A 24877-nucleotide genomic window follows, 5' to 3' on the forward strand; every position below is an offset into this window, starting at 1 on the left:
ATTTTCATACTGCGCTATTCGTTTTTAATTAGGTAACAAAACCTATACAAAGCCCTAATACTTAGACTTCTTAGTCTTTCCTTTCCAATCATTATAGCCACCCTTAAGGATGTACAGTTGGTGATAACCATGTTTAGCAAGAAAGGCAGCAGCTTGAGTACTAATTGCAATTCCTTGGTCATACATATATACAGGAAGATCAGGACGTAATTCACCATATTGTTGTTTCAAGTAAATATATGGTAAATTCCGTGCCCCTAAGATATGCCCCTTCTTAAAGTCATTGGGCTGCCGAAGATCGATCACTTGTGCTTTACGCATCCCCTGATGAAAAGCATCTTGATCCAGAACCGTTGCATACTTCTTCCGACGGTAGTATTGGAAAAGCCAAGTAAGTCCCCAAGCAAGCAAAAGGACGATAATAACAATATTAAAGGTTAATAAACCATTACTAACTCCAAGAACCACGTTAACGCTCCTCACTTTTTACATGAATTGCCGAGCCAAAGAAGCAGCCCCGATAACCCCAGCATCATTACCAAGTTCAGCTAACTTCAATTGAGTTGATGTCCGGACAGTTGGGAAAGCAAACTTCTTGAAGTTTTCGTTAACCCGCTTCAAAAGGAAGTCACCAGCAGCGGAAACACCACCACCAATAACAAGGTATTCAGGGTTAAGCGCATTACTTAAGTTAGCAGCAGCTAATCCTAGGTAAAATGCAACTTCATCAACAACGGTGTTTGCTAAGTAGTCGTTTTGCTTAGCTAAATCAAAGACAATCTTAGCAGTAATTTCGTCACCATTACCAATCATTGCCTTTAGGCGGCTGTCACCTTCATATTCTTCAGCCTTGTCCTGAGCAATGTGAACAATCCCAGTAGCGGAAGCATATTGTTCAAGGCAGCCACGATTACCACAAGTACAAAGGTACCCATTAGGCTTTACGATCATGTGACCAACTTCACCACCAGCACCGACCATACCGTGAACTAACTTGCCGTTGGAGATTAATCCACCCCCAACACCAGTACCAAGTGTCATGAAGGCAACGTCATCACCTTCATTACCAGCACCCTTCCAGCGTTCACCGAGGGCAGCCACGTTAGCATCATTGTCAAGAGAGAACTTCATGCCAGTTCCTTCTTCAATTTGTTCCTTAACTTTTTGAGTAGTCTTCCAGTTAAGGTTATAAGCACCAACAACAGTTCCCTTATCACGGTCAATTGTACCTGGAGTTCCCATTCCAATACCAACAAATTGATCACGATCCATCTTGTACAAGTCAAGGTGGTGGTTAATTGAATCAATAATATCAGGAACAATGTGTGAACCTTCATCTAAAATATTAGTCCGTAAAGACCACTTTTGTTGAATTTCACCATTTTCAGTTAAGATCGCAAACTTAATAGTAGTTCCACCAAGATCAACACCAATTAATTTTTTAGCCATTTTTTCATTTCCTTTCTTATTAACAACTTAAATTGCTGTTCCGTTTTTTTCACGCAGTTCTTCTTCACGATGTTCTTTCCGAAGAACGATTTTTGCTTTCATGTAGGTCGCGTTATCAACAACCCCAGCTTGATATAAGTGATCCAGCTCGATCGCAATTAACTCAATATCATATAACCGTTTACCAACATAGACATAAACATTAAATTCCTTTAGCAACTGTTGAACATCATATAGAGTTCGATATTCTCGCGGTCGTGTCACCTTAAATCACCTGCCAATTGCAATTATCATAGTAATAATGCCAAAGAATAATACAACACTGCCAATCATCCGTTTATAAAGGCGAACGTGCCCGACAAACGGCGCACCAACAACATATGATATTAAAAATCCACCGAGAAGGCCACCAATATGTCCGGCAAGATCCACTCCAGGAAGGAAGAAGTCCATCACGATGTTAATTCCGACTAAAACCAAGAATTGTCGGCTTAAGTCCTGAATTAATTCGTTATCGTGAAATGATTCCCCTAACATTAAGAATGCTCCAAACAAGCCGAAAAGTGCCGTACTCGCACCGGCTGAAATTGTATTAGGCAAGAAATAAGCACTTGCCAAGTTCCCGGTAAAAGCACTCACCAAATAAATCACCAGCATTCGCCAATGACTGAACAGTTCCTCAATATACATTCCCAAGAAATAAAGGGTAATACTATTAATAATTAAGTGAGCAATGCCGATATGGAGAAATACCGGTGTTATCAACCGCCACCATTGACCCTCATGGATCAAGGACGTAACTCGCGCACCACACTCTATTAGAACACTAGAATTCGTTGAACCGCCTAATAGTGTCATTATAATAAATGCAACTATCTGAATAATCAAGAGGACAACGGTTACTGGTGCTCTTCGCCAAATTTGATCCCTCATTAATCAGTCTCCGGTAAAGAAAGCACTTTATTGACATGTCTGTCGTATTGATCACTTTGCCACTCATTTTCGTTTGCTAATTGGGTAGTAAAAGATAGTGAGACCGTATCACCATCATATTGGTCTAAGTAACGATCATAGTATCCCCCGCCAAAACCAATCCGACGACCAGACAGAGTAAATGCAACCCCTGGAACAATCATTAGATCAATTTCATCGGGTTGGTACACTCGACCATTTTTTGGTTCTAAAATACCAAAAGTTGTTTCCACAAATTCGGTATCTTCATTCAACGCCACAAACTCCATTTGACGATCTGGCAAGGTTCGTGGGACAACAATTTGACGGTTCTCATGACGAGCATGAAGTATGATTAGAGAAGTATCCAATTCTAAGGACTGACTTAACGTTGTTGCGATAACCTTAGCATTCATCCACTCGGGTTGGTCAAATAGCATTGAAGTTAATCTTTTTTCTTCATGTAAACGCGTATTAAGATCAAGTTGTTGCAGTCGTGCGATATACGCCTGACGCAACTCCTTCTTTGAATACGTCATTATCCTACAATCTCTCCTTTTAAACGTTTTCAATCTATAATTATCACAGCTCATGACTATTTATGCAAGCGTTTTTTCACTAAGTAATAAAAAAGGCACCTAAAAAGGTGCTTTTTTATTACTTAGTTTCACGGTGTAAAGTAACCTTACGTTCCCGAGGGCAGTACTTGTTTAATTCAAGACGGTCGGGATTGTGACGACGGTTCTTACTAGTTAAGTAAGTCCGTTCGTGGCATGATGTGCATTCAAGGATAATGTTGACACGCATTGTCATGACCTCCTATTTTTTATTATTTAACGTGGTTATTAACCCTAACTCGTACAACTATATCATTAATTAACTAGTTTGACCAGTCTTTTGTGATAATTGTTAAGGAAAAATACTTGACAGATAACCTAGCGACTAGTCATTACTGGTACTCTTAGAATCCTGAACCATCTTCCAATAAGCACTGAATATTTGCTTAGCCATGTTCAAGTTAGCACCACCATTTTCATTAGTTACTCCCGGAATTGCAAGAGCAACAACAACTTGAGGGTTCTTAGACGGCGAGTAACCGGCAAAACTAATTGTTGAGGTCTGATGACCATTAGTAACAGTTTCAGCAGTCCCCGTCTTCCCTGAAATAGATGGTTTAGCACTTCCCAAGGACTTAGCAGTTACGTAAGAACTCGTTCCGTGAGTAACCTGATACAGTCCCTGACGTACTAGATCAAAATCTTCCTTTGAAGCAGGAATTGTAAATTGAACCTGTGGTTGGGTTGTGGATTCAACTCTTCCTAGCTTACCATTAGACTTGCTACCACGAATTTCCTTAACCACATACGGCCGCATCCGGTTCCCACCATTAGCGATCGTTGACATATATTGAGCCAGCTGAATAACAGTATAACCATCATAGTTCCCGTATGATAAGTCAAGTGCTGAACCAATATGCGCCTGAGTCGACGGCCCATTATAACCAGCTGTTTCTCCCGGCAGATCAATTCCTGTCTTTTGCCCCAAACCAAACATGTTAAAGTATTGGCGTTCCTTAGCAAAAATACTTGGTTTCAATGTTAACTGGGCACCTGGTTTATAATTCATTCCGCCCTCCTTCATGATTAATTGCATCATGTAGGAGTTTGATGAAACTTCTAGTGCCATTGGAGCACTTAAAGCCATGTTAGCAGAACCAGTTTTATTGAACCACGAACTCTTCGTTGAGGTCCCCGCAACCTTAATTGGTTGATCGGTCAAGGTATTATTGGTTGGTGTAATAACACCACTCATTAAACCACCCATAATAGTAGCACCCTTAACAACAGATCCCATTGTAATCGGGTGGTTAATTGCTCCAATCTCATCAACGGTTTGTTTACCAGTCTTAATATCCCGGTCAATTCCAGCCATAGCATAAATTGCCCCAGTATGCGGATTCATTACTACTGCGTAAACACCTGACGAGTATTGAATCCCTGCCGAAGAGTAATTCTGTTTCAAAATTTCTTGAACACGTTTTTGGAACTTAGAATTAATCGTTAAGACAAGGTTATCCCCCTTCTTACCAGGATACTTAACTACCTCATCAGTTACCTTATTTCCACTAGTAGTCACCTGTGTCTGTGATTTTGAACCAGCTAGAGTTCCCTGAAACATCTTTTCCAAGTAACTTTGACCCACACTATCACTTCTGGAATAGCCTTGCGAAAGCAAACTATTAACCTGGTCACTTGGTAGTCCGGTTGTCGAAACAGTCCCGGTTAGTGATTGGAAATCCTTCCCTTGGGGATAGTTTCTTGTCCAAGCCGTTCCGATTTTTACACCAGGCATCTGGTTTAAGTGTTCACCAACTTCTGCAAGCTCTTTACTAGTAACTCCAGACTTTTTGATGTAAGTTGTTGATAGCGAATATGCTCCGGTCATCGCAGCATATATCCGGGCATTACTCTTCTCGTGATTTGACAATCGCCATTCACTCGGATGACTCTTTAAATACTTTAATGCAGCATTATATTGATCATCATCACTAGCATCCTTAGAGAGGTTTAGCTTTTTAGTAATTCGCTTGAGGTTATCCTTATTTGCTAGGTAGTAATCTTCTTCATTCCGGTCCGTTAACCGCGTATCACTGTTACTTACGGTAATGTACTTTCCTAAGCGATTAGCAATCTTATAAAGCTGATCAGTGGTTACGTCAGAGCTCTTAGTATAAGTAATTGCTTGGTGCGTTTGATTACCAACGATTACCTTACCGCGACTATCGTAAATCATCCCCCGCTGGACATTATTTGTTTGAATCGTAGTATCTGATCGTTTAACCTCCGCCTTATAGGATGACCCGTTAAGGACTTGCAAGTAAAATAAACGACCAGCAAGCATTAGTAGCAAGATTCCGACAATCCAAAGCAATAAGTTCAACCGTGAGGGAATTATGGATTGAGCGTTTTTATGTTTACCTTTATTTGAACTAAAATAGTTCGTAATTCGATCAAAAAGCTTCACAGTATTAAACTTCTCCTTTTACCGTGATGAATTCTATTGTAGCAAATTTTACTTCATTTGACAGTTAAAGCTGACTTACCAAAATGACATCATACACTTTATTGTTGTAAAAATGAATATGTAAATCGGTAAATCAAAGAAACTTAACAGAACCTTCATATTCATCGGGGATTAATTCGGTATATAATGACAAAGATATTTTATTTAGGAGGACATTTTGTGCAATTTCGTTCTCAACTTAAAAAACAACATATTTTATTAATCAGTTTCCTTCTTCCCGTGATTATAATGGGAGGCTATTTTGCCTATCGCTCAATGGCGCCATTTGGGCAAAATAGTTTGCTAACCGTTGACCTTGGACAGCAATACATTGATTTCTTCTCTTACTTCCGGCGAACCCTGCTGTATCATTCAAGTGAATTTATCTATTCATTTAGTAAGGGCCTTGGCGGAGAGATGTGGGGGACAAATGCTTATTATCTTTGGAGCCCATTAAACCTAATTCTTATCTTCTTCCCCGCTGCCCATCTTTCCAGTGGTGTTTTGGTGTTAACCCTATTAAAATACGGGCTTTCTGGCCTTTCATTTGCCTGGTTATTAACAAAAACTAAGCTACAAACCGGAATTCGTATTCTTGCATTTAGTACCGCCTATGCCCTTAATGGTTGGATTGTTGCTAATCAGCTAAACTTACTCTGGCTTGATGCAATGATTATTTTACCGTTAGTTATCTGGGGACTTCATCAAGTTATTTTTGCTCGTAAATTTTCTTGCTATATTTGTTGGCTTGCCGTGATGATGATCGATAACTACTACATGGCATGGATGATCTGCATATTTACAATTCTTTTCTTCATCTGGCAACTTCCAATAATTAATAATTGGCAAGAGCGAATGCGAGCTTTTAGTCGCTACGTAGTTTCTTCATTAATTGCTACGGGTATCAGCTGTATCGTCTTACTACCAACCATCTATACCCTCCTTCAAAGTAAGGGAACTTATACTAACAACCATATTCAAAGTCGCTTCGAATATAATCCGCTAAAACTGCTTGCTAAGCTTGTTCCCGGATCGTTTAATTTTAACCAAATGCCTAGTGGCCAAGCAAATATTTATGTGGGAATGCTAATGATGTTTGGCTTCGGATTATACTTTTTAAACCGTAATATCAACCTTCGTCAGCGAATCCTCGCTCTCCTCATTACGATCTTTTTCATCCTCTCATTCTGTTATGAACCATTTGACCTTTTTTGGCATATCGGCCAATTCCCGGTATGGTACCCTTCACGGTTTTCATTTATCTTCTGTTTTTGGACAATTCTTCTTGCTGCTACCTGTCTTCAAAAAGGTTTTCAGCCTGGAAAATGGCAACTCGCAGCCTTACTGATAGTTACCTTAGCAATTTTTGCATATGTTGAAATCCTAACTGTTTCCTATATTAATAACAGTCAGAAATTAATCGGACTAGGGATCGCAGTTATCAGTATTATCTTTTTAGCGATCCCTCATGCAGCTTCCCCAAGCTTAAATAATCTTTTACTGGTACTGATCACAATTTGTGATGTTTCAACTAGCGCCTATACTGCCCTCAACCAAATCTCATATGTCAGTCAAACCGAGTTTAGTGAGTATACCACAGCACTTAATAACGCCACTACAAAGATTAAGAATAGTGATCAGAACTTCTACCGAATTGCTAAAACATTCATGCGAACTAAAGACGATCCTATGCAAAGCGGCTTTAACGGTGGTGATCACTTTGGCTCAACGATTGTTCCTAGTCTCCCCACATTCATGGGAGCAATTGGACAACCAGCCGGCGATGGCTTCGTGTCATATGATAATGGTACTCAAGTAACGGATTCGTTATTAGGTTTCCGCTATACAATGGCAGTTATTGATCCAAATCGTTCAACGCCATTTCTTCCCTTATCAGGTTATCGTCCTGATTGGAATACTCAGGAACCTGTAGCAGTAACTAATAATATTGGAATAAGAAAAAACAAAGCTGCATTACCGATTGCGTTTGGTGCTAATTCACGAATTCTCAACTTAAGCCATGATACTTATGATCCCGTAGCTTACCAGTCTGAAATCTATCAAGACTTAGCTAACTCTCCACAACCATTATTTGAAATACAAAACTTTAATCAGGTCGATTTCCAAAATGTTCAAAGTGCAAAACAAATTACCGGAACCGTTTTTGAAAAAGAACAAAAGTCTGCCGGAGCAACCGTCAAATTAGAATTCATCCCTAATAGCAATGATTCATACTATTTAACCGTTGGACCAAATGTTAAGGATGATGCATCAATTACGGTTAATAATCGGCATTTTAGTCAATATCAAACATACAGGGATACAGTCGTTATGAATGTTGCCCATCATCCAAAAGGGCAAAAGATCATAATTACCTTCCATCTGAAACACGCGGAATTATGGATGCAAAATGTGAGCTTGTACCGGCTTAACCAACAAGCATTTAATCACGATCTCAAAGTTTTGCAACGGTCTCCATTGAAGCTCACTCATACTAGTGCAACAACTCTTAACGGAAAAGTAAATATTAAACAGGATCAGGGAGTTTTGATGACAACGATTCCCTACGATCGTGGTTGGCATGCTAAAATTGATGGTCATCCGGTAAAATGTCAAAAAGTTATTAATACATTCTTAGCACTGAAGATTAAACCAGGAACCCATCAGGTAACTCTTCATTACCGGCCACCATACTTAATCACCGGAATGATTATTAGCGTGCTAAGCTCATTAGCAGCATTCTTCTTAATTAAATTTAGCTTGCGTCGCCACTAAAGGGAAAAGCAGGAACGTAAACTAGAGGGCTATATTAGCCCCTATATACGTCCCCGCTTTTTTCTTTTGATTATCTATTTCCATTGTGCAGAAGCACCGGTCGAAGCATCGGCCTTACTATCTGCATGATCATCAGAGTCTTTATCTAATCCAGCAACATCAGGTGTTGAGTCACCATCTTCATGCTTGAAATGGAAAATTGGACCATCGGATTTTTCATCATAATCAACCGTCATTATTAATCCCTTGAAAAACCATTCATCAAGGTTATCAATATGATAATTAACGTTACCCTTCTTTACTTCAAGAATTGGTGAAACAGGAACATCCTCACGTGTAAAGCCCTGTGAAAAGCCATGGTGAACTTCAGTTGAACCATAAGTTTTCCCGTAGAACTTTACTCCACCGCCATTTTCCAAGCTTAAGTTAGTTCTAAACCAATTATCTGCAGCATCGGTTATAATCATTTTCATTAACTTCACATCCCTTCGATTACCATACTTTATGATAGCACTTTCATTAGGAAGAAAGATATCATTTTCGGTTAATAAAGCTAAAACTTAATAGATTAGACAACTGATCATAAAAGGTCCAAACTCCCCTTGCGGAATTTGGACCTCAAATATATTAAGGTTAATTTGACTATTCTACACTCAAAATTTTAACCTTCATCGTGCCGTTAGGAATTTCAATTTCAACCTCTTCGCCGACCTTGTGGCCAAGAAGTCCCTTAGCCATTGGTGACTCATTAGAAATCTTACCGTTAAATGGGTCAGATTCTGATTCCCCAACAATTTGGTAACTTTCTGGTTCTTCGTCGGGAAGTTCCTTGATTGTTACTTTCCGTCCCATTGATACTTCATCTTTATCAACGTCTTCATTATCAATGATTTCAGCATATTGAAGCATATTTTCAATCTGTGAAATTCGTCCTTCAACAAAGGCTTGTTCATCCTTTGCAGATTCATATTCAGAGTTTTCAGAAAGGTCACCATAACTTCGCGCAATCTTAATTCGCTTGATAACTTCTGGACGACGCTTCATTTTAAGGTCTTCAAGTTCTTGTTCAAGTTTTTGTTTTCCTTCCAGCGTCATTGGAAAAGTTTTTTCTTCAGCCATTTAATTACACACTCCTATCTTATATCCATTGGTAAATTACCATTTGTTTAGGTAAATGTAAATAATTATCCTAAAAATATTTTTAATGACTTTCACGAGATTCCTGCAAAAGACTAACAATCTGCGGTGTTGAGTACGAAGCCTTCAACTTAAATGTTCCAGCCTTTACTCCTGATTCCTTATGAGTTTGCAAATAGTAGTCACAGACAAAACTACTCCGCACTAATCGTTTCTTTTTTAAAATCACACCTACTTGATGATCAGTCGCACCCTGCGGTATTTTAACGCTTAACACCTGATTTGCCGAAGGATCGACCGGTCTTAAAGCGTAGTTAAAATATTGATGGATCCCTAAGCCACAACAAGTTAAAAGAACTAGAATAATTAGAACAACCCGATTTTGGCGATGTAATTTTTCGTTAGTCATTATTAACGAATCTCAGCATTTAATTGTTCCTGAAGGTGTTTTGTTACCTTAGCGAATGCCTGATTTACCTGGTCCTCTTTCAAGGTTGCATTGGTATCCTGGTAAGTTAACGTGTATGCCAATGACTTCTTTCCAGAAGAAAGGTGGGCACCACTATAAACGTCAAACAAGTGAACATCTTTCAAGAAGGCACTACCGTATTGCTTAATTAAATCAACAATCTCTTCGTTTGTAACTTTGGTATCAACTAATAAGGCAATATCACGCGTGATTGTTGGGAACTTGCTAATTGGCGTATATTCATTTTCAATCTTCTTGGACTTCATTAACTGTTCAAGGTTTAATTCAAAGACGTAGGTTTCAGGAACCTTATATTCTTTTGCCGTTTGCGGATGAACCTGACCAACAAAACCAACTAGTTCACCATCAATTAAGATATTAGCTGTTCGTCCAGGGTGCATCTCTTCTCGAGAATGATCAGCAACGTATTCAATCTTTCCTGCGATCCCCATGTTATGAAGATACCGTTCCAACATTCCCTTTACTTGGAAGAAATCAACAGGCTGATCAGCAACATGCCAGCTATTATTCAATAATTGACCAGTAATTGCTCCTGCAACATGTTCTTGTTCTTCTGGACGTTCTCCACCACGCGGAATAAATACTCGACCTTCTTCATAAAGGGCAACATTGTTAACGTTACGGGCAACATTATAAGCAATATCAATTAATAAACCACTAATAATGCTCATCCGGGTTGCTACGTGATCAGAACTCATTGGGAAGTCAATTTTCATTGGTTCAGCTACCGGATCAATTTGGAATTGCTTGGCTTTGTCAACAGTAGTCAATGAATAACTGATAGCTTGGTTCAGCCCCATTCCTTCAAAATCATGGCGGGTAGCGCGAATAAATCGTTGCCGCGGAGATAATCCACCATGATTACGAGTCATTACCGGTAAGCTTTCAGGTAAATTATCATAGCCATAGATCCGGGCAACTTCTTCATAAAGGTCGGCTGGCAAGCTGATGTCCCAACGACGGGCAGGAACCGTAACCAGAACCGTGTCATTACTAGTTAACTTATTAGCAAAAGCTAACCGATCAAAAACACCGGTAACATCCTCCATCTTTAGGTCAGTTCCCAAAACGTGATTAATCTTTGCTAATGATAGCTCAATATTCTTATCCTCTGCTGGCTTTTCACTGCCAGTAACAATTCCCTTAGTAACAGTTCCGCCAGCTAATTCAGCAATTAATTGGGCTGCTTCATTAAGAGCAGTTTCAACAGTTGCTGTATTAATTCCCCGCTCAAAACGCATTGAGGATTCACTGTGAAGATCAAGACGACGAGCCTGTTTCCGGACCATTACTGAATCAAAGATTGCTGCTTCAAGTGCCACGGTAGTAGTATTTCCTGATACAGCAGTAGCTTGACCACCCATTGTTCCAGCAAGCGCAATCGGTTGATCACCACTGACGACAACAATATCATTTTCGTTTAATGTCTGTTCTTCATCGTCAAGAGTAACGAATTTTTCATCTGCTCGAGCATGACGGACACTAATATCATGATTTGGCAACTTATCATAATCATAACTGTGTAGGGGTTGACCATATTTGAGCAGAACATAGTTAGTAACATCCACAACATTATTAATTGGCCGAATACCAGAATTCCATAGGCGAATTTGGAGCCATAGTGGACTATCTTGAATCTTAATACCCTTAATTACTCGTAGCTTATATGTTGGTGCAATCTTGTTATCACTAATTTCAGCATTAATGAGGTCAGCAGTTGCTTGGTCATCATTTTCTTCAACTGCAACTTCCTTGAAATGCGGCTTTAAATTATAAAATGCAGCAATGTCATTAACATTACCATAGATACTCAACATATCTCCACGGTTAGGAGTAACATCGGTATCAATAATCGTATCATCCATCCCCAGGTAGCTGAATACCGATTCTCCTGGTTTAGCATCATCAGGTAAAATGTAAATCCCGGCTTCATAAGCTTTGGGAGCAATTCGATCACTAAAACCAATCTCTTGTAAGGCACAAAGCATCCCATTTGATTCAATTCCCCGAATCTTACCACGCTTTATTTTTTGGTTATTCGCAATGCGGGCACCGTTTAAGGCAACAATTACTTTTTGTCCGGCCGCAACATTAGGTGCTCCACAAACAATTTGGAGCGGCTCTTCTTCGCCAACATTTACGGAACATACATGCAAATGATCCGAATTGGGGTGAGGTTCACAGGTCTCAACTTCCCCCACCACTAAATTTTTCAAGCCATCACTTAATGAATAAACATCATTAATATCAACAGACGTCCGCGCAATCTTTTCGGCAAGATCGCGTGGCTCAACGTCAAGGTCTAAATATTCATTTAACCAATCGTATGAAACTTTCATTGCCGTTATCCTTTCCGATCAAATTGAGTTAAGAAACGAACATCATTTTGGTAGAAGTTCCGAATGTCGGTAACCCCATACTTTAACATTGTAAATCGGTCAGGGCCCAATCCAAAGGCAAAGCCACCAAACTTCTCTGGATCAACACCAGACATCCGTAAAACGTTTGGATGAACCATCCCGGCACCAAGAACTTCAATCCAGCCAGTATGCTTACAAATAGAGCATCCCTTTCCCTTACAATTAAAGCATGTAATGTCAGCTTCTACTGATGGTTCAGTAAATGGAAAGTAGCTTGGTCGCAGGCGAACATCTAATTTATCACCAAAAAGTGATTGGGCAACAACCTTCAATGTTCCTTTTAAATCAGCCATTGTAATGTGTTCACCAACAACCATTCCTTCAATTTGGTTAAATTGGTGACTATGGGTAGCGTCATCCGTGTCCCGCCGATAAACTTTTCCTGGTGAAATCATTTTTAATGGTCCCTGGCTAAAGTCATGTTTCTCCAACATCCGCGCCTGCATTGGGGAGGTTTGGGTCCGCATTAAGACAGACGGTGTAACATAGAAAGTATCCTGCATATCTCGTGCTGGGTGATCCTTTGGCAAGTTTAATTTTTCAAAATTATAAACTTCTTGTTCGACCTCGTCACCAACAGCAACCTCGTATCCCATCGAAACAAATAGGTCAACCACTTGATCAATAATTTGTTGGATAACGTGTGGTTCACCCTGAGCTACTGGTGTTCCGGGTAAAGTAACGTCAACAGTTTCTGCCTCTAATTCCGCATTCATTGCAGCTTGTTCTAGTTCTGCCTTTTTACTTTCAATTGCAGCGGTAAGTTCATCACGAACCTTATTTGCAAATTGCCCAACCTTTGGCCGTTCTTCAGCGCTTAAATCACGCATTCCACGAAGAACATTGGTAATTGGCCCCTTCTTTCCGAGCATTTTTACCCGAACTTGGTTAATTTTTTTCAGGTCTTCAGATTCCCTGATTTCTTGCAATCCCTCTTCACGAAGTTCAGCAAGTCGTTCTTTTAATCCCATAATTTCACTCCTTTTAGTAAACAAAAAAAGCCCCGTCCGATTAGGGACGAGGCTTCGCGGTACCACCCTAGTTTGCAAAAAAATGCACACTCAAAATCGATAACGGCGATCAACCGGAATATCATTACATATCGGCTCCGGAAATGAAATTCCCTAGGTATTACTGACCGTTAATTGCAGAATTATAACAGCTCTCTAACAATAATAATCAAGGTACTAGTTTCCATCGACACTTTTAATATCACAGACTATTGTAGCTAAGCGCCCTTAGCAGGTCAAGGAAAAATTAATTCCACTTGTCACTCCACCGATGAACCGTACTCATAACTTCCCGAAGTTCTTGTCCCCGTTCCGTTAATGAGTAATCAATCCGATTCTCACCCTTATAGGTATTCCGGACAACAATGTGTTCGTCCTCCAATTCCTTAAGGCGTTCACATAAAACCCGATCACTACATCCATTAATACTTGCTGAAAGATCCTTAAAACGCATTGTATCCTTAACCAGAAGGGCTTCGATAATTAAGCCATTCCATTTTTTGCCAAGGATCGAAAAGGTATGGGTGAATTTCGGGCAAAGTTTACAGCCACCAGCATTAGCCGACTTCTCAGCTAATTGTTGCATAGTAACAACTCCCTTCCACAAACTACCATACAGACTTCATACGACGCTTACGGATCTTTCGTGCTAACTTAGCCCGAAGCGGACTAAAGAATTCATGCTCAGCCTCAAAGTCATCTACAAGTGAAACAATCCAACTTTCACGATACTTTGGTAACGCCAATGTTGCGCCAAACATATGCTTAAGGATAATATCTTTCTCCTTAGCATTCAACTTTGTTAATTTTTCAGCATTCCGCAATGCTACCCGTGGATGAATAAACGCATGTGTCCCCAAGTCAAATTTGGTAGTTCGCCAATCATAATAAAAGAGATCATGTAGTAAGCCAGCGCGAGCAACACTCCGATAATCAAGATGCATTCGTTTGGCAATCCTATAACTATCGAATGAAACCGCAATCGAATGTTGGAGACGGTTCGAGTGATGGTGTTGTGTGTACTGAGCTAACTTCTGAACAGCTGGCTGAGCTAATAAATCACTAACAATAGAAACATACTCCGAATCGGTTCGCCATTCATTAATTGACTTCATATAATCCCCCTTTTCAATTCTTAAAGATATTTTACAAGATCTATCTTAACAAATAAATCATTAAGCATTATAAATTTTTATTTAACTGAAACATTAGAATTCCAGCAGAAACAGCAACATTCAGCGACTCTGCCTGTCCCCGCATTGGGATGTAAAGGTTAGCTGTCGTTTGACTAAGAAGCTGTTCGCTCATCCCTTGACCTTCATTTCCCATAATTAAAGCAAAGGTTTTTCCTGGTTCAACATCACGAAAACTTTTTGCTTGCGGATTAAGCTGAGTCCCGTAAACTGGCGCATTAACCATCTTAAAATCTTCAATCCATTTTGCTAGATCTCCTTCGTACAAATTCAAATGAAATTGAGATCCTTGCATTGACCGAATCACTTTCGGGCTAAAAATATCTGCCGAGCGATGGCTAACCACTACGCCCGCAAATCCAGCAGCATCGGCAGTCCGTACCATTGTGCCAACATTACCTGGATCTTGGACCCGATCAAGAAATAGCCAGCCACCACGAAGGTTTTCCATGTCTGGAATTTTGTGTGCGTCTGGCAACGGAGCTACTGCCGCAATTCCTTGTGGGGTAACCGTATCAGTAATATGTTGCATTACTTCTTCAGTAACTTCATATACTTCATCAGTAAGTGAAGTTAACTCTGGATGAGCGGCAAGCTGTTCACTCGTTCCGATTAATTGTAAGACTTGAGCGCCAGACTGAACCGCCTCATTCACCAAGTGCCAACCGTCAAGCAAATATGTCCCTGTTTGTCGACGGTATTTCTTTGTTTGAAGTTTTTTCCAATTTTTTACGTGTTGATTATGAATCGACGTAAGTTTTTCCATTTAATTATCGACTCCTCTTTTGATTAATTATACCATGGTTATAGCGTACAATGATGTTAATAATTTCTATGATTTTATGATTTTATTAAGAGAAGGTGTAACCTAAATGGAACTTCACTGTTTAAAAATAATTGTTCACGGTCAGGTTCAAGGGGTTGGTTTTCGTTACGGAACATTACAAATCGCTAACCGCCTCACCATTACGGGAACTGTTCAGAACTTATCGAATGGGACTGTCAAAATTATCGCTGAAGGTAATCACCCAAACTTGGAAAAATTTATTCACTTAATTAAAGCTGGACCAACCCCATTTGCCCGTGTTACCAACCTGCAAATTGATGAACTGCCACTCCATCATTATCGGCTTTTTATGATTAAATAGCGTTAAATCAGTAGAATTGCTAGTGGATTTAATGTTAATATATGTACTGTTTTATACTATTTAACACTATACTTAAATACACTAAGGGAGAATATTGATGAAACGAAAACGACTTTCGGTTGCGGGACTATTAACCGTTACCCTGTTATTTCTGACTGGTTGTGTACGAACAACAAAGTCGGGAAAGCCATATGGACTGACATATACGTATCTTGCAAAGCCAATGCAACATTTAATGGAATGGCTCGCTAGTCACTTAGGTAATAATTATGGTTGGGCAATTATTGTAATTGTTGTTGTGGTTCGGACAATCCTGCTACCAGTAATGTTCTCACAGATGAAGAAATCAACCATCATGCAAGAAAAAATGGCTAAGATTCAGCCACTACTTAAAGATCTTCAAAAGAAGCAACGGGAAGCCAAAACTCCAGAAGAGCAAGCTGCTATTGGTGCACAAATGATGGCTGTCTATCGGGAAAATAATGTTAGTCTGACTGGAGGAATTGGCTGTTTACCACTACTAATCCAGTTTCCAGTCTTTGCTGCCCTCTATGCTGCAATCCGTTATTCCCCCGACCTTTATCATGCGACCTTTATGGGGATCGCGCTCGGAAAGCCAAGCATTCTTTTTGCAATCCTTTCCTTTATTGCATATGCAGCACAAAGCTACCTTGGATTAGTTGGCGTCCCTGAAGAACAAAAGAAGCAAATGAAGATGGCAATCTGGATGAGCCCATTTATGACCTTCTTCATCTCGTTAACTTCATCGGCTGGACTAGGTCTTTACTTCTTTATTGGTGGATTATTTGCAATCCTTCAAACCTTAATGATCAATGCATACCGTCCACGAATTCGTAGACAAATTGCAGAGGAAAACAAGAAAAACCCAATTAAAGTTCCTGATACTTTAACAACAAGTGATTCAGCAGCGAACGCAACTAACAACGTTTCTGCAACAATTGATCAATTAAAGAAATCCGCTGCACCGGCTTCTTCAGCTACACCGAAGCTAAGCAATCGTCAACGAAATGCTGGTAAGCAACATCATCATAAAAATAATAATTAAAAAAATAAGGACTATGGCAATCACTATAGCCCTTTTATTTTAGGAGACAAGATAATGATTAAACCAATTAACCACGATCAAATACTTTTACAACAACGTGCCACTCCCGCAACAAGGCAAGACCTTAATGTCGGTATCGATCTCAAAGACACCTTAAATGCACACCAAGCAGAATGCATTGGGATGGCAGCAAATATGATTGGCATCAATAAGGCAATTATTATTGCAAGCCTTGGGCCAGTTAATATGATAATGTACAATCCTCAAATAACCCAAAAACAAGAGCCATATCAAACCACTGAAGGCTGCCTCTCACTTCCCGGAAAAAGAGCCGTTACGCGCTATCGTCAAATTAAGGTTACCTTCCGTGATCAAGATTGGCGTTTACAAACCTTACAACTCTCAGATATAGCTGCAGAGGTCGTCCAACACGAGATTGATCACCTTAATGGGATCCTGATCTAAGGCCCACCTCTTTTACCGCTACACTCGATTTGCTAAGATAAAGTTAATGAAATAAGAGCCACAAAATCGCCGGGTTTTGTTTATAAATTATTTTACTTTCCAAACAGGCGTCCAATTTCTGGAGGATGGGAAGCTAATCTGGAGGTTTTATTTTGCCAATCACTAAAGAAGTTTTTCATTATGTTAGTCGAAACATTATTGCCATGCTTGGAACATCAATTTATGTTTTGATTGATACCCTCTTCATTTCAATTGCTGCGGGCGCATTAGGATTAACTGCTCTTAACCTTGCTCTGCCCATCTTTAATCTCTTTAACGCCCTTGGGTTATTACTCGGTGTTGGTGGTGCAACAATTTTTTCGCTCAATAAAATTCTTCATCCTGAGCGAATTGAATCTTTGTATAGCTCACTAATGATCTCCGCAGCAATTCTGGGAATAACACTTGCAATTCTAATTGACGTTTTTTCAGTCGGCATTGTTGACTTTCTCGGCGCCAATAATGCCACAAGGGAGCTCGCCATTACCTATGTACGAATAGTGGCATGGTGTGGCCCATTTGTAATGTGCAATTATGTCAGCATCAACTTTATTCGTAATGACGGCAACCCAACCTTAACCATGTTGGCGACTGTTAGCGAAACATCATCAGTAATTATCATTGACTGGTTCTTCATCTTTGGTCTCGGTTTAAAAATGGAAGGAGCCGCTTTAGCAGTAATCTTTTCACCCGCAATTAGTCTAGTAGTTTTATCATTTCACCGGAAATTTAAAAATCGCCGGCTGCACTTTCACCTTGTTCGTCCCTCTTTTAAGCCACTTATTGAATCAGCACGACTAGGTTCAGCAGCCGCATTAAATGAATTAAGCACCGGCGTTAGCGTTTTCTTCTTTAACCATGTTCTTTTAATGCTAGCAAATAATTATGCCGTTGCCGCCTATGGTGTAATTTCAAACATCGCAATCGTGGTTCTAGCAATTGCTAATGGGGTCGCCCTTGGTGTTCAACCAGTTGCTAGTCGCGAATATGGTGAACATCATTTTAACAATGTCTCGCACGCATTAAGAGTCGGAATTGTCATTACACTTGTGTTAGCCTTTACTGAATTTATTATCTTAACTACATTTAAGTACCCAATCATCGGGCTTTTTAATACTCAAAACTCACTTCAGCTCGTTCATTATGCCGCTGTAGGACTACCGATTTACTTCACGAGTGCCTTCTTCAGCGCCTTAAATTACCTCTTCATTTTGTTCTTAACAGCAACCAATTCGGCTCGTGCTTCATTCGCTCTATCACTTCTCCGCGGTTACCTGATTCTCCTGCCATTAATATTTATCCTGCCGTTTTTCTTTGGCCTTAAGGGAGTCTGGGCAGCGGTTCCGTTAACTGAACTAATTGTCACGGGAATTGGAATCGTCTTAATTCATCAACGGATTATTCAATACAAAGATATTTAAAATTAAATGAGGTTTAAAGCTCCACAATAATAAAGCTTTAAACCTCATTTTAGTTATGCTCGTGCATGTTTAGATGCATAATCATAGAGTATCCACGCAACGATTCCGAAGAAGACCGGTCCGATGGCTGTCCAAAAGGCCGTTTGATAATCATGATCCAAAATTGGTTGGATACAAGTAAAGATGATCCCCAAACAAACGATAATTTCGACAAACCATACCAAAACCTTAGTCCAAAAGCGGTTCTTAAATGCCACAAATTCACGTGGAATATCTTTCCGCTGAAATGCTGGAAATGCGCCAACCAAGAAAATATATGGCGCACAAGTGGAAACATTCCCCATATCAGTTAGGATCTGGTAAAAACTAGCTGCTGCAGAGCCACCAAAAGCTACTAGAAAGATAATTACCGAAACAATAATTGCTTGAATCCACATTGCAAAAGCGGGCATTCCATGTTGATTCAACTTGGTAACTCGTGCTGGCCATAAATCAGGGTTTGATCCCATAATAAAAGACTTAATTGGCGTATACACAAGGATAAACATCGCACCAAGCATCCCCATTAAACCGGCAAGGGCAATCAAGCGAGTAAATAAATCACCCAGGAAAAGATTTACTCCATGACTTAACCCTAGAGAAACACCCATCATGTAACCTAAACGGTGGAAAACAACATATGTTACATTTCCCAGATTAACACTTGATTTAGCAATTACTTGGTTATAATTTACACTAAATCCAGTCATTACAATCATTAATACGTAACTACCAATGGTCAAGATAGCCCCAATTGTTAATCCTTTAGGAAAAGTTCTTGAAGGATTTTTCATACTATCGGTAACCCCACCAAGATTTTCCATTCCTGCATATGCAAAGATCGCATAAACAACAAACGAAATAATTGCAATTGGCGTTTGAAATGATGGATTAGGCGATACAAAGAATGTCTTAATTCCGTCAATTGGCTGTGCCGGAACCCCATGATTTGCAATAATCGTAATTAAGCTGGCAAAAATAAAGATAAAGTTCATTATGATCATGAAAGCACCACCAAAGGAACTAATCTTTGTAATACCATTAATTCCCCGCGAACTTAACCAGGTAACAACGATCACAAAAATAATTGCCAAAAGCCCAATCAACTGTGTCGAATCTAAAGAACCAATATGCCAACTTTGAGTAGTGTCTCGCCCAAAAAGTAACGCTGATAATGTAATCCAAAGTCGTGAAGCACTTGAAACAATCCATAGGACCCAACTTGCAAGCCAGATGAACGTTCCAATGAATGCAAGCTTTTCGCCAATTGAACCCGCTAACCAGGAGTAAATTCCCCCTTTCGCTTCGTTAAATGCTGAACCATATTCGGCCATCATTAAACAACACGGGAAGAAGAAACAGATTCCTCCGACAATATACCAAAACATTCCTGCATATGACATCTGAGCATAGGCAATAGAAACATTTCCGAACCCATAAATGGTCGAAATGATCATCAAGACCAGCGTCGGTGTCGTAATTAACTTTTTCTTTTCCGTCGCCACGGATCTTCAACTCCTTATTCCAATTCCTTAACAATATTAAGTTATCCGCTTACATTATAAGCCTAAATCAACAAAATTTGTACAAACGATCACAATTCGTTGCGGTTTTAGATGTAATTATGAAGACAAAAAAGGTGGAGTTGGGTCCTAAGTCCTATTACTTAGATAAAGTACGAACGGTGCAGTATACAAACAAGGCCTCCAGTGCTCGGCAAAGCCGAACTCTGGAAGCCTGTTTTTACTTTCTAAAGGCTAACTACACGCACCCATCCCTTATCCAAGATTCTGATTAATTTTCTCCATTGCTTGCCTTGAATTGATTATGAACATACTCAGCATAAAGCGGTGTGCTCTTAATTAATTCCTTATGAGTACCGGATCCTGAAACGGTTCCATGATCAATAAAGTAAATTTGATCAGCATCGACAATGGTACTTAAACGATGAGCAATTATTAAGGTGGTTCGTCCCTTCATCAAGGTTGCTAATACTTTTTGACCCATTGATTCTGATTCAGAATCAAGACTAGCGGTTGCTTCATCAAGCATTAAGATCTTTGGGTTACGTAAGAATGCCCGAGCAATTGCGATTCGTTGTCGTTGACCACCAGAAATTTTAACACCACGTTCACCAATTTCAGTATCAAGTTGGTTGTCTAATTCCCGAACGAACTTATCCGCATACGCCATTTCCAATACCCGCCATAGTTCATCATCATTCACTTCACGGTCCAAACCATAGATCAGGTTTTCGCGAATCGTCCCTGGCATTACCGCTGAATTTTGACCAACTAAGCCAATTTGTTTTCGCCAGTAACTAAGACTGATATTATCAATGTTTTCATTACCGATTTTAATTGTTAAAGCAGTTGACTGGTAGAAACGTTCAATCAGCGAGAAGATCGTCGTCTTTCCACCACCAGACGGGCCAGCAAAAGCAACCACTGTATTTGGTTTAGCAACCACATTAATATCATGTAAAATTTGCTTTCCTTCTTCGTACGCAAAGTCAACATGCTCTAGCTTTAATGGCTGATCAATTACCGTAATCTCTTTTTCTGCTTTAGCCTTTTCTTCATCTTCATTGAGCATTTCTTGGATCCGTTCAGTTGAACCACTAGTCTTGGCCAACTCGTTAAATAATTGACTAACCATCATAACGGGACCCATCATTTGGAAAAGATACATTAAGAAGGAAATTAGCGTCCCCATTGATAATGAATGGTTCATTACACGGACCGCATCATAGCTTAAAACACCGATGAAGAGTACCATCATCATATTTGTTAATGGGGCCGTTAACGAGTTAATTTACACCAATATTTATAGGTTATTAATTCGTTGTTTTCCGGTAACAAATTCTTTTTTCTCCGAATTTGAAGATTTTACTAAGCGAATTTCACTAAGAATATTAGTTGAGTCTCCGGCTAAATTTGCCAATTCATCTTGCCGCTTCCAGCCAATCCGTCCAGCAATCTTCATTACCAGCATTACAGCGACAAAAACAATTGGGACCGTGATAAAAATAATCGCCGTCATTTTCCAGTCCATTGCAATCATGATCACTAACGCACCGACGAACTGCAGTAAAGATGTCAACGTATTGGGAACGGTATTTGCTAAGAGGTTCTTCACTTGAGAAGTATCGTTAGATAAACGCGAAGCAATTTCACCGGTTTTAGTCCGGTCAAAGTAGCGAACAGGTAGTTTTAATAATTTTTCCCATAACTCACGCCGGAGGTTAGCCACAACATTCTCACCAAATACACCAAGAATTAAACCAGAAAAGGCACTAATAATTGTTCCGGCAATGAACAAGCCAATTGTGATTATGACTAATTCTTTATCTAAGTGACCATTGTAACTATTGATTAGCTTTTGGGCCATCTTTGGAACCCACAAATTGATCCCAGTAGCAACCAGTCCAATTATAATTCCCAAAATGAACTGCCAATATTTAGGGTGAACCTGGTTAATTAATTTAAAGAAACTTCGAAAATTAAAGCGGCCATGCCCCTTCTCTACTCGAAGTCCACCATGTCGTTCGTTCATATTCTCTCATCTCCACTTATTATTTTGACTAGCTATTTTTTATTGCCAGCAATAATCTTGTCTAGCAACCGTGCTAATTCTGCTTTTTCATTTGCTGTTAGGCTATCGAATAAATGACCAAACATTTCCTTTTGTTGATCCTCGACTTCACTTGCACGTGCCTTTCCTAGATCAGTTAAAAAGATTAGGGTAGCTCGTTTATCAGTAGGATCGGTTGTCCGCCTAATATAACCATCATCTTCTAACTTCCCAAGCGATTCCGAAACAGATGATTGATTAATACCAGCTTGAGCAGCAATTTGCTTTGCGCGAATTCCTTCAGGAGCATCAGCAATAATCGTCAGGAGATTTTCCCGAACTAATCCTTGACGCCCTGAAAATTCTGGTTGCCGACCGTTCATCATTGAAAAGGCGCCATTCATCGCCCAATCGCCTGACATTGTTCGCCTAGCTCTTGGTGAAAATTGATGATCGTTAAACATTCCGTTAGGCCCGATTCCCCTACCCGGAAATTCTTGACCATCTCTTCCTAAACCAAAACCAGGCATTGAACCTTGGAATGGCTGATGAACATTTGCAAATGAATTCTCCCTAAGGATCACTAAGCTCTTCAACATTTTTTTAATTAATTCCATATTACTAATTTCAGTCATTATTAACTCTTCCTTTCCTTCTCAAATCTCAAATTCTTGCTAGTTTAAACCACTATTTTTTCTTTACGTCAGCAGTTAATAACGAGTTACTAGATAAAATAAGGATTAAGATTCCCGTCATTACTATTAAGCCAATCAGTTGATGGATAATCATATTATTTCTCCTACTTAATATATTATATTCTTCGGTACCGATGTATATAATATATTACTAGCAATTATTTTGTCAATATATTTTGGTACCAAATTATTTTTTAATTACCTCATTAAACACAAGTCAACTAGGCCAGGATAAAATAAGCGCCCAAAGTACGGGAATTCCCGTGCTTTGGAATTCTGGTTCTCCGATATTCAGTACTAATAAATGATTTCCCATCTGTTGGTGCTTGAGGTGTTTCGATTAATAAAAAATGGTTCATTATCAACCAATAATGATTGACAATGAACCAGAATCCTTATTCGTATTTATCAAAAACTAACTCCCCATCACCAAGAGTAAAATAAAGTCACAATTAACTTATTTAGTATCTAAGTTATCTTCTTCAACGATCGGTAAAATTATCCGAAAAATTGAGCCCCCACCTAATGAGCTTTCAAGAGTAATCGAACCATGATAGCCTTCAACTAATCGTTTAGCAATGGAAAGTCCTAACCCATTACCGCCTTTTTTCCGACTACGCGCCTTGTCAACCCGGTAAAAGCGGTCAAAGACCTTCTTAACATCTTCAGGGGCAATTCCTTCACCGAAGTCCTGAACACCAATTTCAACAGTGTTCATCCCGCGAGAAAGTGAAATATGAATCTCTTTCCGCTCCTGTGAGTATTTAATTGCATTATCACATAAAATTACCAGTACCTGTTCCAGATGATCACGGTAGATGTTACTAATAACCGGTGAATGAAGATCATCATCCAGAGTAAAAGTAAATTCCGGGTAGAGCATTTTAAAATTATTAAATACTTGATGAACCACATCATTAACAACCGTTTGTTGGTTACGGAAGTTAATTTCGACTTGTTCCGCACGACTCAAATCGAGCATCTCTTGAACAAGATTTTTCATTCTTTTGGTTTCAGCAAGAGAAGCATTTAGTGACTCCGCTAATACTTGAGGATCATCCTTCCCCCAACGCTGAAGCATTTCCAGATGTCCCTGAATAATTGCCACTGGTGTCCGTAATTCATGGCTTACATCACCAGCAAATTGTGACTGCTGGTCAATGTACCGTTGCATCCGGTCCAACATTTCATTAAACATTGCAGTTAATTCAGCTAACTCATCGTTTCTCCCCGTTACAGGAACTCGAATATTCTTTGTCGGGTCTTTACTAATTTCTTTTACCGTATCGTGAATATCACCTAATGGTTGAAGAAGAAAGTATGATAAGAAGTAGCCTAATAACCCGCTTGTTAAGATTACCAGTAACATCGCAAAGAAGCAAACTAATTTGAACTGATTATAACTTTTATAGTAGGCATTTAGACTATTTTCTACTTTTAAATAACCAATTAACTGGTGATTCCTATTAGAGTAAATTGCCTGTGTTCCAGCGAGAACATTATGTTCGGGACCAGGAACCTCACTAATCCGCTTGCTTTGTGAGAATTGGGAATGACTTAGCGGTTTTCCAGTACTAAAAATATTCTGCTTGTTAGGAGTATAGATGTTAACAATCAGGTGCGAATCACTTAATTCTTGAATGATTGGCCGTCGATAACGCTGACCATTGATAAAATCATCCCGTTCATGCTCAGGAATAATGATATTATTAATCCCCGTCTTGCTCAAGATGGTATTACTGCGTCCAAGCTGCTGACTGATTACGTTCATTCCTGAATTAAGCAACTCACGCTCAGAACTTAAGAGGTTCTGTGTAAAAGCACTAAACAGCGACATCGCTACCATGCAGAAGATCAAGAAAGAACCAATAGAAGTTCCTAGCGCCCATTTTAATTTTAACGAGAAAAATTTCTTTTGCTTTTGTGATTTTTCCATCAGTCAA

The 24877-nt window shown here is 39.5% G+C and carries 23 protein-coding genes and 1 pseudogene; 5 read left to right on the plus strand and 19 right to left on the minus strand.

Annotated features, from left to right (window positions below; genetic code table 11):
• Nucleotides 1-54: 54 nt before the first annotated feature.
• The 7 genes from HUK45_RS01505 to HUK45_RS01535 all read right to left on the minus strand — a co-directional run bounded on the left by HUK45_RS01505 (nt 55) and on the right by HUK45_RS01535 (nt 5424).
• Entirely contained in the window at nt 55-468 is a 414-nt protein-coding gene (locus tag HUK45_RS01505; RefSeq protein ID WP_191910774.1) for a rhodanese-like domain-containing protein, read from the minus strand.
• 18 nt (nt 469-486) lie between these two features.
• Nucleotides 487-1449: an ROK family glucokinase gene (locus HUK45_RS01510; protein WP_191910775.1), complete on the minus strand. Its 963-nt coding sequence runs from the start codon at nt 1447-1449 to the stop codon at nt 487-489.
• A 27-nt stretch (nt 1450-1476) separates the two neighbouring features.
• Nucleotides 1477-1713 carry a YqgQ family protein gene (locus HUK45_RS01515; RefSeq protein ID WP_003717305.1) on the minus strand — a complete coding sequence of 79 codons (237 nt, stop codon included), beginning with the start codon at nt 1711-1713 and terminating at the stop codon, nt 1477-1479.
• A gap of 6 nt (nt 1714-1719) precedes the next feature.
• Nucleotides 1720-2382, minus strand: a complete 663-nt coding sequence (locus HUK45_RS01520; RefSeq protein ID WP_102169470.1) for a rhomboid family intramembrane serine protease — start codon at nt 2380-2382, stop codon at nt 1720-1722.
• Entirely contained in the window at nt 2382-2939 is a 558-nt protein-coding gene (locus HUK45_RS01525; protein WP_191910776.1) for a 5-formyltetrahydrofolate cyclo-ligase, read from the minus strand. The genes HUK45_RS01520 and HUK45_RS01525 overlap by 1 nt, the downstream gene beginning before the upstream one ends.
• A 118-nt stretch (nt 2940-3057) precedes the next feature.
• The gene (gene rpmG, locus HUK45_RS01530) at nt 3058-3207 is read right to left on the minus strand and encodes a 50S ribosomal protein L33 (RefSeq protein WP_003717302.1); all 150 of its coding nucleotides are present in this window, start codon (nt 3205-3207) and stop codon (nt 3058-3060) included.
• Nucleotides 3208-3342: 135 nt separating this feature from the next.
• Nucleotides 3343-5424 carry a peptidoglycan D,D-transpeptidase FtsI family protein gene (locus HUK45_RS01535; protein WP_191910777.1) on the minus strand — a complete coding sequence of 694 codons (2082 nt, stop codon included), beginning with the start codon at nt 5422-5424 and terminating at the stop codon, nt 3343-3345.
• Nucleotides 5425-5610: 186 nt separating this feature from the next.
• On the opposite strand from HUK45_RS01535, the gene HUK45_RS01540 reads away from it, so the two are divergent.
• Nucleotides 5611-8238 carry a YfhO family protein gene (locus tag HUK45_RS01540; protein ID WP_191910778.1) on the plus strand — a complete coding sequence of 876 codons (2628 nt, stop codon included), beginning with the start codon at nt 5611-5613 and terminating at the stop codon, nt 8236-8238.
• A gap of 74 nt (nt 8239-8312) precedes the next feature.
• Here the strand turns inward: HUK45_RS01540 and HUK45_RS01545 are convergent, their stop codons facing one another.
• From HUK45_RS01545 to HUK45_RS01580, 8 genes are all read right to left on the minus strand, one after another.
• On the minus strand, nt 8313-8711 hold the full coding sequence (locus tag HUK45_RS01545) for a HesB/YadR/YfhF family protein (RefSeq protein ID WP_102169466.1): 399 nt from the start codon (nt 8709-8711) through the stop codon (nt 8313-8315).
• 169 nt (nt 8712-8880) lie between these two features.
• On the minus strand, nt 8881-9357 hold the full coding sequence (gene greA, locus HUK45_RS01550; RefSeq protein WP_191910779.1) for a transcription elongation factor GreA: 477 nt from the start codon (nt 9355-9357) through the stop codon (nt 8881-8883).
• An 82-nt stretch (nt 9358-9439) separates the two neighbouring features.
• Nucleotides 9440-9784 carry an endolytic transglycosylase MltG gene (locus HUK45_RS01555; RefSeq protein ID WP_191910780.1) on the minus strand — a complete coding sequence of 115 codons (345 nt, stop codon included), beginning with the start codon at nt 9782-9784 and terminating at the stop codon, nt 9440-9442.
• 2 nt (nt 9785-9786) lie between these two features.
• The gene (gene pheT, locus HUK45_RS01560) at nt 9787-12204 is read right to left on the minus strand and encodes a phenylalanine--tRNA ligase subunit beta (protein WP_191910781.1); all 2418 of its coding nucleotides are present in this window, start codon (nt 12202-12204) and stop codon (nt 9787-9789) included.
• Between the two features lie 5 nt (nt 12205-12209).
• The gene (locus HUK45_RS01565) at nt 12210-13256 is read right to left on the minus strand and encodes a phenylalanine--tRNA ligase subunit alpha (RefSeq protein ID WP_191910782.1); all 1047 of its coding nucleotides are present in this window, start codon (nt 13254-13256) and stop codon (nt 12210-12212) included.
• A gap of 286 nt (nt 13257-13542) precedes the next feature.
• Nucleotides 13543-13881 carry a winged helix-turn-helix transcriptional regulator gene (locus tag HUK45_RS01570; protein WP_191910783.1) on the minus strand — a complete coding sequence of 113 codons (339 nt, stop codon included), beginning with the start codon at nt 13879-13881 and terminating at the stop codon, nt 13543-13545.
• A gap of 22 nt (nt 13882-13903) precedes the next feature.
• Nucleotides 13904-14410: an HD domain-containing protein gene (locus tag HUK45_RS01575; RefSeq protein ID WP_102169460.1), complete on the minus strand. Its 507-nt coding sequence runs from the start codon at nt 14408-14410 to the stop codon at nt 13904-13906.
• 67 nt (nt 14411-14477) lie between these two features.
• Complete coding sequence (locus HUK45_RS01580; RefSeq protein WP_191910784.1) at nt 14478-15254, minus strand: TrmH family RNA methyltransferase; 777 nt, start codon at nt 15252-15254, stop codon at nt 14478-14480.
• 106 nt (nt 15255-15360) lie between these two features.
• Between HUK45_RS01580 and HUK45_RS01585 the strand changes: the two genes are divergently transcribed.
• From HUK45_RS01585 to HUK45_RS01600, 4 genes are all read left to right on the plus strand, one after another.
• Nucleotides 15361-15636, plus strand: coding sequence for an acylphosphatase (locus HUK45_RS01585; RefSeq protein WP_191910785.1), 276 nt, complete (start codon nt 15361-15363; stop codon nt 15634-15636).
• A gap of 97 nt (nt 15637-15733) precedes the next feature.
• Entirely contained in the window at nt 15734-16702 is a 969-nt protein-coding gene (yidC, locus tag HUK45_RS01590; protein ID WP_191910786.1) for a membrane protein insertase YidC, read from the plus strand.
• Nucleotides 16703-16756: 54 nt separating this feature from the next.
• Entirely contained in the window at nt 16757-17167 is a 411-nt protein-coding gene (locus tag HUK45_RS01595; RefSeq protein ID WP_191910787.1) for a peptide deformylase, read from the plus strand.
• A 203-nt stretch (nt 17168-17370) separates the two neighbouring features.
• Nucleotides 17371-18627 carry an MATE family efflux transporter gene (locus HUK45_RS01600; protein WP_235971928.1) on the plus strand — a complete coding sequence of 419 codons (1257 nt, stop codon included), beginning with the start codon at nt 17371-17373 and terminating at the stop codon, nt 18625-18627.
• A gap of 53 nt (nt 18628-18680) precedes the next feature.
• Here HUK45_RS01600 and yjeM read toward each other — a convergent pair whose 3' ends face one another.
• The 4 genes and pseudogenes from yjeM to HUK45_RS01620 all read right to left on the minus strand — a co-directional run bounded on the left by yjeM (nt 18681) and on the right by HUK45_RS01620 (nt 24870).
• Nucleotides 18681-20171: a glutamate/gamma-aminobutyrate family transporter YjeM gene (gene yjeM / locus HUK45_RS01605; protein ID WP_191910789.1), complete on the minus strand. Its 1491-nt coding sequence runs from the start codon at nt 20169-20171 to the stop codon at nt 18681-18683.
• Between the two features lie 289 nt (nt 20172-20460).
• Nucleotides 20461-22221, minus strand: a pseudogene (locus tag HUK45_RS01610) (ABC transporter ATP-binding protein).
• A gap of 32 nt (nt 22222-22253) precedes the next feature.
• On the minus strand, nt 22254-22874 hold the full coding sequence (locus tag HUK45_RS01615; RefSeq protein WP_191910790.1) for a MarR family winged helix-turn-helix transcriptional regulator: 621 nt from the start codon (nt 22872-22874) through the stop codon (nt 22254-22256).
• A 517-nt stretch (nt 22875-23391) separates the two neighbouring features.
• Nucleotides 23392-24870, minus strand: coding sequence for a HAMP domain-containing sensor histidine kinase (locus tag HUK45_RS01620; protein ID WP_191910791.1), 1479 nt, complete (start codon nt 24868-24870; stop codon nt 23392-23394).
• Between the last annotated feature and the right edge of the window lie 7 nt (nt 24871-24877).

The sequence above is a fragment of the Limosilactobacillus urinaemulieris genome (genome assembly GCF_014838745.1).
Lineage (GTDB): Bacteria > Bacillota > Bacilli > Lactobacillales > Lactobacillaceae > Limosilactobacillus > Limosilactobacillus urinaemulieris.

Bases quoted from the DNA above. Each gene is read 5' to 3' on its own strand.
- HUK45_RS01510 (WP_191910775.1), bottom strand. From the start codon at position 1,449: ATGGCTAAAAAATTAATTGGTGTTGATCTTGGTGGAACTACTATTAAG.
- HUK45_RS01520 (WP_102169470.1), bottom strand. From the start codon at position 2,382: ATGAGGGATCAAATTTGGCGAAGAGCACCAGTAACCGTTGTCCTCTTG.
- HUK45_RS01525 (WP_191910776.1), bottom strand. From the start codon at position 2,939: ATGACGTATTCAAAGAAGGAGTTGCGTCAGGCGTATATCGCACGACTG.
- rpmG (WP_003717302.1), bottom strand. From the start codon at position 3,207: ATGCGTGTCAACATTATCCTTGAATGCACATCATGCCACGAACGGACT.
- HUK45_RS01540 (WP_191910778.1), top strand. From the start codon at position 5,611: ATGACAAAGATATTTTATTTAGGAGGACATTTTGTGCAATTTCGTTCT.
- HUK45_RS01545 (WP_102169466.1), bottom strand. From the start codon at position 8,711: ATGAAAATGATTATAACCGATGCTGCAGATAATTGGTTTAGAACTAAC.
- greA (WP_191910779.1), bottom strand. From the start codon at position 9,357: ATGGCTGAAGAAAAAACTTTTCCAATGACGCTGGAAGGAAAACAAAAA.
- HUK45_RS01555 (WP_191910780.1), bottom strand. From the start codon at position 9,784: ATGACTAACGAAAAATTACATCGCCAAAATCGGGTTGTTCTAATTATT.
- pheT (WP_191910781.1), bottom strand. From the start codon at position 12,204: ATGAAAGTTTCATACGATTGGTTAAATGAATATTTAGACCTTGACGTT.
- HUK45_RS01565 (WP_191910782.1), bottom strand. From the start codon at position 13,256: ATGGGATTAAAAGAACGACTTGCTGAACTTCGTGAAGAGGGATTGCAA.
- HUK45_RS01570 (WP_191910783.1), bottom strand. From the start codon at position 13,881: ATGCAACAATTAGCTGAGAAGTCGGCTAATGCTGGTGGCTGTAAACTT.
- HUK45_RS01575 (WP_102169460.1), bottom strand. From the start codon at position 14,410: ATGAAGTCAATTAATGAATGGCGAACCGATTCGGAGTATGTTTCTATT.
- HUK45_RS01580 (WP_191910784.1), bottom strand. From the start codon at position 15,254: ATGGAAAAACTTACGTCGATTCATAATCAACACGTAAAAAATTGGAAA.
- HUK45_RS01585 (WP_191910785.1), top strand. From the start codon at position 15,361: ATGGAACTTCACTGTTTAAAAATAATTGTTCACGGTCAGGTTCAAGGG.
- yidC (WP_191910786.1), top strand. From the start codon at position 15,734: ATGAAACGAAAACGACTTTCGGTTGCGGGACTATTAACCGTTACCCTG.
- HUK45_RS01595 (WP_191910787.1), top strand. From the start codon at position 16,757: ATGATTAAACCAATTAACCACGATCAAATACTTTTACAACAACGTGCC.
- HUK45_RS01600 (WP_235971928.1), top strand. From the start codon at position 17,371: ATGCTTGGAACATCAATTTATGTTTTGATTGATACCCTCTTCATTTCA.
- HUK45_RS01615 (WP_191910790.1), bottom strand. From the start codon at position 22,874: ATGACTGAAATTAGTAATATGGAATTAATTAAAAAAATGTTGAAGAGC.
- HUK45_RS01620 (WP_191910791.1), bottom strand. From the start codon at position 24,870: ATGGAAAAATCACAAAAGCAAAAGAAATTTTTCTCGTTAAAATTAAAA.